At 76.2% G+C, this 9,171-nt stretch carries 6 protein-coding genes; all 6 read right to left on the bottom strand.

Annotated features, from left to right (window positions below; genetic code table 11):
• Nucleotides 1-2,789, bottom strand: a 2,789-nt coding sequence (locus RIF68_RS16595) for an AAA family ATPase (RefSeq protein WP_309052036.1), incomplete at its 3' end; no start/stop codon positions are given.
• A gap of 214 nt (nucleotides 2,790-3,003) precedes the next feature.
• Complete coding sequence (locus RIF68_RS16590) at nucleotides 3,004-4,704, bottom strand: S8 family serine peptidase (RefSeq protein ID WP_309052037.1); 1,701 nt, start codon at nucleotides 4,702-4,704, stop codon at nucleotides 3,004-3,006.
• Between the two features lie 1,001 nt (nucleotides 4,705-5,705).
• Nucleotides 5,706-6,647: a hypothetical protein gene (locus tag RIF68_RS16585; protein ID WP_309052035.1), complete on the bottom strand. Its 942-nt coding sequence runs from the start codon at nucleotides 6,645-6,647 to the stop codon at nucleotides 5,706-5,708.
• Nucleotides 6,644-7,690, bottom strand: a complete 1,047-nt coding sequence (locus RIF68_RS16580; RefSeq protein ID WP_309052034.1) for an SPFH domain-containing protein — start codon at nucleotides 7,688-7,690, stop codon at nucleotides 6,644-6,646. The genes RIF68_RS16585 and RIF68_RS16580 overlap by 4 nt, the downstream gene beginning before the upstream one ends.
• Nucleotides 7,691-7,737: 47 nt before the next feature.
• Entirely contained in the window at nucleotides 7,738-8,796 is a 1,059-nt protein-coding gene (locus tag RIF68_RS16575; RefSeq protein WP_309052033.1) for a DMT family transporter, read from the bottom strand.
• The coding region (locus RIF68_RS16570; RefSeq protein ID WP_309052032.1) for a phosphatase PAP2 family protein at nucleotides 8,793-9,171 on the bottom strand (379 nt) is incomplete at its 5' end. The genes RIF68_RS16575 and RIF68_RS16570, both read right to left, overlap by 4 nt.

Genomic DNA, 9,171 nt, shown 5'->3' with positions numbered 1-9,171 from the left:
GCCGGCGTCGCCTCCTCGCCCCCGCCGACCGGGCCGGGGCCCTCGCCCGCCGGCGTCTCGCTCACCAGCGCCAGCCACGGCACGGCCCCCGCCCGCTCGAACACCGTGGCCGCGGCCTGCAGCGCGCTCTGCGCCGCCGACCGCCGCCGCCGGCGCCGCTCCACCCGGGCCAGCGCGATCAGCGCCCGCCCGTGCTCCAGCGGCAGCCCGGCCCGCGCGAAGCTCTCGGCCGTCCGGGTCAGCAGCTCCGCCGCCTCGTCCGTCCGCCCCTCCGCCGCCAGGCACAGCGCGTACGCCCGGTCGCAACCGAGCAGCACGGTGTGCCGGCCGAGCCGCTCCGCCACCGGCCGCACCTCCGCGAGCAGCGCCAGCGCCTCGTCGGCGGCGTCGTGGGCGAGCAGCGCCTCCGCCAGTTCCTCGTGCCACCGGAGCATCGACGGATCCACGGTCGACTGCGCCCGCTCGTCCGCCTGCACCCGGCGCAGGGTCTCCAGGGCGGCGGCCACGTCCCCGTTGATGAGCTGCACCCGCCCGAGGGCGTACCGGCTGCGGGAGAGGAAGACCCGGTCGCCCTCCTCCTCCGAGGCCTGGACGCTGCGCCGGGCGTAGCTCGCGGCCCGGGCGAAACTGCCGCCCGCCGTCTCCGCGAGGGCCAGGGCGTACCAGGCCGGCCCGGGGGAGAGGCCCGCCTCCAGGGTGAGGGCGAGCGACTGCCCGGCGTGCGCGAGGGCCGCCGGACACGAGCCGTTGCGGGAGCCGATCTCGGCCAGCGTACGGAACAGTTCGATGGCGTCCTCCACCGAACCGCGCCGCTGCACCAGCGGCAGCAGCGCGTTCAGTTCGTCCCGCGCGTCCGTCAGCCGGTCGTCGAACAGCGCGTGGCGGATCGTCAGGATCTGGGCGGCGTTGCGGATCCCCAGCGGCCGCTCGGCCAGCTCCAGTTCGCGGGCCCGGGCGAGCACGGGCTCGGCGTCCGGCGAACCCAGCGCGCGCTCCATCCGCGCCCGCACCGTCAGCGCCTGCGCCTCGGTGCGCGGATCGCCCACCGAGGCGGCGAGCCGGGCGGATTCGACCGCCGCCGAGCGCGAGCGGTGCGGGTCGCCGTCGGCCAGCACGTACTTGACGGCCAGCCGGAGCTGCACGGCCGCCCGCAGGGCGGTGTCGCCCTCCGAGTCCTCCATCGCGTGCACGTACATCTCGTCCAGACCGGTCAGCCCCTGCCCCGCCGTGTCGAGCACGGCGAGCCGCGCCCTGACCCGGTCGGCCGGCTCCGCGTCGCGGCCGAGCAGATCGGTGGCGGCCCGCATCGCCAGGTCCGCGCGCGCCGCCCGGGCGGCCTCCTCGGCGGCGTGCACGAGCCGCTCGATCCGCCGCGTGCCGTTCCGGCCGGGCGTCGACTCGGCGGCCAGCAGCGCCAGTTCGGCGGCGAGGGCGCTGTTTCCGCGCCGCCGGGCGAGCTCGGCGGCGGCGGCCACCTCGGCGGCGAGGTCCTCGTCGGGGCTGTCGGTGGCCAGCGCCCGGTGCCGTACCGCCTCCACCGGGTCGTCCACCACCTCCGCCAGGGCCGCGTGCCCCGCGCTCCGCTCCGCCCAGCAGGCGTCGTGGACCAGGGTCGACGGCAGCAGCCCGGCGGTGAAGGTCACGGATCCGTCCTCGGCGAGCGACACCAGGTCGGCCCGCTCCGCCGCCGCCAGGTCCGCCTCCGCGTTGGGCCGCCCGGCCCGCCGGATCAGCGTGGCCGAGGGCCGCAGCGCCAGCGCGGCGAGCAGCAGCGTCTCCCGTACGGGCGGGGGAGCCGCGCCCAGCAGCTGCCGGGCCAGGTCCCGGGCCCGCCCGGAGAGCGTCAGCGCCTCCGCGTGGTGCACCGGCGTCCGCGCGTCGGCGAGCGAGCGGCCGACGGCCAGCGCCAGACGCGGATTCCCGCCGCTCGCGCGGTGGATCCGGCCGGCCATCCGGGAGGGCAGCCGGTGGTGGATGAGGAGTTCGGCGATCTCGTCGGCGTGCAGCGGCGGCACCAGCAGGACATCCGCCTCCGAGGGCACCCACAGGTGCGTGGTGCGCGCCTCCTCGCCCCGGTGCGCGTCGCGGTTCGGGGCCGTGCGCGGGTCCCGGTACGGGGCGGGGCGCGGCTCGCGGTGGGCCTCGCCCGTCTCGCCGTACGGCTCCGGCGTCTCCACGGCCACGGCCCGCAGCGCGGGCGGCGCCAGATGGAGCGCGAAGCGCAGCAGGTCGGCGCTGTCCGGATCGACGTACTGCACCCCGTCCACCACGAGCAGCACGGGCCCCCGGCAGGTCAGGGCGTGCAGGATCCGGGCGAGGCCCAGACGCAGCGCGATCGGGTCCCAGCCGTCCGTCTCGATCGGGGCCTCGCGGCACAGCATGGCGACGGCGGTGCGCTGCGGGCCGGGCAGGTCGTCGAAGGCGCCGGAGGTCAGCACCCCGGGAGTGGTGGGCGCCGGTGCGGCGGCGGGTGCCGAGCCCGCGGGGCCGCCGGCCGGCTCGGTCCGGGCGGCGCCGAGCCCCGCCCAGGTCGTGGTGGCCGCGACCGAGGCGACCAGGGCGGCGGCGGCCGCCCCGGGTATCTCGCGGTCGGACGGCAGGGTCGCCAGCCACAGCACGGTCTCGCCGCGCGCCTCCGCGCGGGCCGCCTCGGCGAGCGCCACCTCGGTCTTGCCGACGCCCGCCGGTCCGGTCAGCAGCGCCCGGCCACGGGTGTGCAGGACGCGCTCCAGGCGGGAGAGGAGTTCCTCACGGCCCACGGGAGCAGGCCGGTGCGGCGCTGTCGTCACTGTCCACCACCTCCGGCCCTCGGGCCCCGGCCCATGAGCCCCGTGCGCAGAGGATACGGAGACCACCCGCCCAGTCCAGGCCCCCCGTCCGGCATTCGGACAGCGTGCCCCGCCGACAGAGGTGCCGCACACATCAGGACGCGCCCGTGGTGTAGACCACGGACGCGTCGCTGACCAGCAATGATGCTGATGTGGGGGGTGGTTCAGGGGGCCGTCAGAAGGTGAGGCTCCACGAGTTGATGTAGCCGGTGTCACCCGAGGCCACATCGCGGACCTGGAGCTTCCAGGTGCCGTTGGCGACCTCGCTGGAGGCGTCGACCGTGTACGTCGTGATGACGTTGTCGGTGCTGTCCGAGGAGGAGGACGCCTTCAGGTTGCGCACGGTGCCGTCGGGGGCGACCAGGTCGATGACCAGGTCACCGCGCCAGGTGTGGCGGATGTCCACATCGACCTTGAGGGCGGAGGGAGCGTTGCCGGTGCGGCCGGTGACGGCGATCGAGGACGACACGGTGGCGTTGTCGACGATCGTGACGTCCGTGCTGTTGGTGAACACGGTGCCGGTGGGCGGCGTGGTGGTGCCGGTGACCGCGTTGACCGTCTTGGCGGCGTCGGCGATGCCGGAGCCGCAGCCGCCGCTGCACGTGCCGGGCAGCGGGCGCGCGTTGGACTTGATCGCGGTCTCGATGTCGGCCGGGGTGAGCGTGCTCTTGGCCGACTTCAGCAGGGCGGCGAGACCGGCGATGTGCGGCGCGGCCATCGAGGTGCCCTGGTAGGGCTTGTAGTTCTCGGTGGACTGGACCGTCGTGCCCGCGTTCAGCGTCGAGAGGATGCCGTTCTCGGGGGTGGTGACGGTGCCCGGGGTGTCCGTGGCGCGGCGGGTCTCGCCGCCCGGCGCGGACACGTCCACGGCGGTGCCGTAGTTGGAGTAGTACGACCGGTTGCCCTCGCGGCTGGTCGACGCCACGGTGATGACGTTCGAGCAGTTGGCGGGGGTGAAGCCGGAGGTGTTGGCGTTGCTGTTGCCCGCCGCGACGACGACCGTGGTGCCACGCTGGACGGCGCCGTTGATCGCGGTCTGGTAGACGCTCGGGCAGGTGGAGCTGGCGCCGCCCAGGCTCAGGTTGATGACCTTGGCCGGGGTCGCGTTGGCCGGGACGCCCGGCACGGAGCCGCCGGAGGCCCAGGTGATCGCGTCGGCGATGTCGGAGGACGAGCCACCGCACTTGCCGAGGACCCGGACGTGCTGGACCTTCGCGCCGTACGCGATGCCGGCGATGCCCTTGGTGTTGTGGGTGACCGCGCCGATGGTGCCGGCCACGTGCGTGCCGTGCCACGACGAGTTGGAGGCCCGGGAGCCGGTGCCGCACTCGCCGTCGGTGGCGTTCCAGTCGCCCTCGTCCTTCGCGTCCGCGTCGCGGCCGTTGCCGTCACGGGCGTCGGAGGAGGTGGAGATGAAGTCGTACCCCGCGACGGTGTTGGCCGCCAGGTCGCTGTGGGCCGCGTAGCCGGTGTCGATGACGGCGACGGTGACGCCGGAACCGGTCGTCTTGTCCCAGGCTGCAGGAACGTTCATGCCGCCGGTGGCCTCGAAGAGGTCCCACTGCTTGGCGTACTCGGTGTCGTTCGGCGTGACGGCCATCGCGTAGGCGCGGATGTCCGGCTCCACCGAGGCGACGGCCGGGTCGGCGCGGAACGCGTCCATGACCTCGGTCACGTCCTGCTTGGTGGCGCTGTCGCCCAGGTCGACCAGGGCGGCGCCGCCGGCGAGCCGGCGCTCGAAGGCGAGCTTCTCGCCCGTCTTCGCGGCCTTCTCAGCCGCGTCGCTCTTGGCGGCGGTGTTCGAGCCGGCCTCGGCGGCCTGGCTCTTGTAGGTGACGATGACCTTCTCGACGGGGGCGCTGGGCAGCGTCCCCATCGCCTGCGAAGCCGGGGCCGGCTTCGGGGTGGCAGCGCCCGGGGCGGCGGCGAACGCCCCGGAAGTGGTGGCAGCGGCACCGAGGATCGCGGCGCTCGCGACCACGGATATGACTCTCCGCCTGGAACCGTTCAAGGTGTGGCCCTTTCGAGTACGACGTAGCTGCGGAGCAGTGGCGGCGGCGCGGGAGTCGCGGGGCGATGTGGGGTCGCGGTCCGTCGGTCCCTGGGCTGGGGGGCCCGTGCGCCGCCACCGGCGCGACGGCCCGGGTCAAGGCCGCCACCGGCGGACACCACCCTCCGCATGCACCTGTCAGGTGCGGTCCGGGGGATGATATCTGCCGGTGCGGAGGACAGTAGGGAACGGGCGGGTGAACCCGATACGGGGAAAACCCTTGTCACCCCTCACCCGGTGGCGGGGGCAGGTGAGGGGAAGGTGGCGGAAAACGTACGGGGAGATGAACGCGGGCCCCTCCAGGAGGCCCCTGCCGGAGCGTCCCCGCCGGCCGCCCGCGCCCCTGCCCCAGGCCCCTCAGGGGCGGCGGCGGGGGCCCGCCGCCGGTGCCGTGTCGACCGCTCACAGGGAGGCCGCGCCCAGGCCGCGCCACCGCCCTGACCTGCACGGACGGTGTGGTGGAGGGCGGTTCGGCCGCCAGGTGGCGCGGTGTCCCGCGCTCCTGGACGGGCCCTTCCGTCGGGCGGTCGCCCAGGCTCCGCTCCCGGTGACGGCACCCTCGCCCGGCCGCTCTCCCGGCCCTCCCGCCCGGCTCCGGCCGGGGCCCTCCCCCGACCCTCGGGGACCGGATCAGTACGGCGAGGGTCGGCCACTGAGTGGGCCCGGTTGTCCGTATAGCGGACGCCGCAGGGCTGTGAGGGGATGATTCCGGCCGCCGGGACAGGGGAGCGGGCCGCCTCCGGTACGGACCGGGCCGAGGCCCCGGGACCGTACGCGGGTGACTGGGGGGCCGGAGCCCCGGCCTGCCCGGAGGCGGCTCCGTTCCCTCACCCCACCAGGCGCAGGCGGCTGTCCGCGATCGACAATTCGACGGTCTGGCCCCAGGTCAGTTCCAGGGCGTCCGATTCGAGGCCGTCGCCGAAGGCGACGAGACGGTCGGACTCGACGGTGAGCCGCAGGCTCGCCCCGGCGTCGAGCAGTCCCTCGACCCGGCTGGTGCCGGTCGTGGGCGACGGCCAGGCCTCGCGGACGAACCAGGCGAGTCGCGCGTCCGCCGGCGCGGGCAGGGCGAGCGTGCTGGAACGCTGCTGCCACAGCGACCGCAGCCAGCCCGTCGCACCCGTCCCGGTGCCGACGAGCACCCCCGACGAGGCCTGGGCCTCCGCCGCGCCGGCCGGGCCGGGGGCCGACGCCGTACGGGATGCCGCCTCCGCACGCGTACCGCCGAAGCCGAGGGTGTAGCGCGCGGTCTGGTGGCCGGGCGGACCGACGTAGATCTCGTTGAGGGCGAGGAGCCGCTGCGCGTCGTCGGTGACGGCCGCGACCATCGTCAGCTCGTCGGCGGCGGCACGGCCCCCCGCCGCGTACGGCAGCAGCCGCCGGGCGTCCACGGCCCGGTGGCGTACCAGGACGCCCGGATTGCGCCCCGGGTCCGCGTCGATCCCCACGACCGGCTGTCCGGTGAGGTACTTCGCCGCGTTGGCGACCAGACCGTCCTGGCCGACCACGACCACCACGTCCTCGGGACCGAACAGGAACCGGTCCAGGTCGGCGCGTTCCACCCGGGTCTGCCGCCAGGTGAGGGGCACGGCGGCCGCGACCTCGGCGAGGGCGCGCCGGGCCCGTTCGTGGCGCTCGCGCACCGCGTCCACCGAACGCCCGCGCGCGGCGAGGAAGAACGCGGCCTGCCCGTGCGTGCCGTGCCGGGCGAGCAGCTCCTCGTACTCCGTCGTCCGGTGGACGAGGACGGCGCGCGGCGCGAGGCTCACGGCCGCGCCCCGCCGCCCGGCGCCGCGCTCCCGCGCGCCGTCCCGCCTCCGCCCTCGCCCAGGCGGGCGAGCAGGCCGGTGAGCACGTCGGGGGAGAGGGTGAGGTGTTCGATCCGGGGCAGGTTCTCCGCCGCGCGGGTCACGGCCAGGGCGTGCAGCACGGCGGGTTCGGCCTCCGCGTGGGCGCGCAGCCACGCGCTCTGCGCCCCGGCGCGCGCCGCGCCGACCTCGCGCGCCGCCTCCGCCTCCGCGCGGGCGAGCCGCACCTTCCGTACGGCCTCGGCCTCGGCCCGTACGGCGTCGGCGGCCGCGCTCTCCTCGGCCTCGCGGCGCGCGTTGGTGCCGCGCTGTTCCACCAGGCGTTCCTCCTGGCGGGCCAGTTCGATCTTGCTGGCGAGTTCGTTCTCGGCGATCGCGCGCTCACGTTCGACGGCCACCGCGCGCCGCTCGTACGTGGCCCGGTCCGCCTCCTGCTGGATCTGTTCACGGGCGGGCGTGCGCAGGGCGCGTTCGACCTCGGGCTCGGGGCGGATGGCCACCACGCGGACGGCGACCACCTCGATGCCGGTGGCGGGCAGGCGCGGCTCGGCGCCCAGACCAGCCGTGATCCGGTCCCGTACCGCCGCCACGCCGTCCACCAGGGCCTCGGCCAGGGTGGTGCGGGCCAGGACGTCGAGGGCGTGCTGCTGCGCGGTCTCGGTGAGGAGCGTGGCGATCTGTTCGAGGGGTGTGCCGCGCCAGGCGCCCGTGTCCGGGTCGATGGAGAAGTCGAGGCGGGCCGCCGCGGTGCCCGGGTCGCCGATCCGGTACGTCACGGTGGACTGCACGCTCACGTCCTGGAAGTCGGCGGTGCGCGCGTGGAAGGCCATGGCCAGCTCGCGGTCGTTCACCGGGACCTCGGAGAGCGCGGCCGTGCGGGGCCGGAACCAGAAGCTCAGCCCCTCGCCGTCGTGGACGAGCCGGCCGCGGCGCTGGTGGCGGATGTGCGCGGTGGGCGCGGAGCGCAGATGGCGCCAGCCGGCCCGCCGGGTGATGTCGGCCATGGGCCCCCTTGTCGTCACCTTGACGATAGAGGGCCTCCTGATTTTCGTCAAGATGACGCTATGGGGGTGCGGGCAGGGTCGTTCCCCGGCACCCGGCCCGCCGGAACGGCGGCGACCGGCGTCGGCGCGGCCGGAAGCGAACGGCCGGCCGACGCGGCGGTGACCGGGGCGTCCGGGCGACCGGCCGAGGCCGGTGGGGTGCCGGGGGGCGAAGTCACCGGGGCCGGGCCCGCGGCCGCCGCGCCGCCCTTCGTCAGGAGCACCACGCCCCGGGCCGCCACGAGCGAGGCGGTCGCCGCGACCACCCATCCCCATGCCCCGGCACGGAAGCTCTCGCCCAGCAGCGCCACGCCGATCACCGCCGCGGCCGCGGGATTGGAGAGGTTCACGACGGCGAGCGGCGCGGCGAGACCGCCCCGGTACGCCGTCTGCGAGAGCAGCAGGCCGCCCACCGCGAAGGCGGAGATCAGCACCGCGAGCAGGGTCGTCTGCCACCAGGCGGGTGCCCCGCCGGGCAGCGTGAACGCCAGCGCGGCCGTCAGTGTCTGGGTCAGCGCCGAGGCCACCCCGGACGCGATGCCCGAGGCCGTCGCGTGGCCGAGCCCCCGCGAGGCGGGTGCCGCCGCCCGGCGGGCACCGCCCGGGGAGGCGAGTGCCGCGATCAGCGCCGCCGTCGCCGCCGCCACGACCAGGGACTCGCGCAGGCTCAGCGCCTCGCCCGGGGCGGTGGGCCCGGTCACCGCGACCAGGCCCACCAGCCCGGCCAGGGTCCACAGCGCGCCGCGCCACTCGGTACGGGTCACCCGGCGCCGTGCGCAGTACGCCCCCAGCGGCAGGGCCGCGACCAGCGTCAGCGCGCCCAGCGGCTGAACGAGTGTCAGCGAACCGTAGTGCAGCGCAGCCACGTGGGCGAGCGCGCCGGCGGCGTTGAGGCCGACCGCCCACCACCACTGCCCGCGCGCCAGCAGCGAGCGCAGCGCCCCCCGCCCGGCGTCGGCGGAGGTGGAGGCGGCGAGCCGGGACTGCGCCACGGCGGCGAGCGCGTACCCGGCGGCCGAGACGAGGGAGAGGAGCACCGCGAGCACGGTGCCGGTGGCGGGGCTCATCGCAGCACTCCCGCGGCCGTGCGGGGCGACGGGACCTGGGCGCGGGGCGCGGCGGCCCGTGCGGCCGGGTCCCGCTCCACCGGGCTCTCGGCCTGCGGTCCCGGTGGGGGAGCCGTACGCCGCCCGGGCGCCCGCACGAGGGTCAGCGCCGCGCCGAGGAGCGCGGTGGCGGCCAGCGCGTCGAGCCAGTAGTGGTTGGCGGTGCCGACGATCACGAGCAGCGTGAGGGCCGGGTGCGCCAGCCACAGCAGGCGCCACGGCGAACGGGTCGCGGCGATCAGGCCGATCGCGACCATCAGCGCCCAGCCGAAGTGCAGCGACGGCATCGCGGCGAACTGGTTCGCCATCGAGTCGGCCTCCGGCGCGGCCCCGTAC

The organism is Streptomyces sp. (genome assembly GCF_031178505.1).
In the GTDB taxonomy this organism is placed as follows: Bacteria; Actinomycetota; Actinomycetes; order Streptomycetales; family Streptomycetaceae; genus Streptomyces; species Streptomyces gulbargensis.
The sequence above is the reverse complement of the archived record's forward strand: the minus strand, read 5'-3'. Positions and strand labels throughout refer to the sequence as shown.

What these genes read in the sequence shown, in the direction of transcription:
- RIF68_RS16590 (WP_309052037.1), bottom strand. Translation starts at nt 4,704, where the DNA reads ATGGGGACGCTGCCCAGCGCCCCCGTCGAGAAGGTCATCGTCACCTAC.
- RIF68_RS16580 (WP_309052034.1), bottom strand. Translation starts at nt 7,690, where the DNA reads ATGGCCGACATCACCCGGCGGGCCGGCTGGCGCCATCTGCGCTCCGCG.
- RIF68_RS16575 (WP_309052033.1), bottom strand. Translation starts at nt 8,796, where the DNA reads ATGAGCCCCGCCACCGGCACCGTGCTCGCGGTGCTCCTCTCCCTCGTC.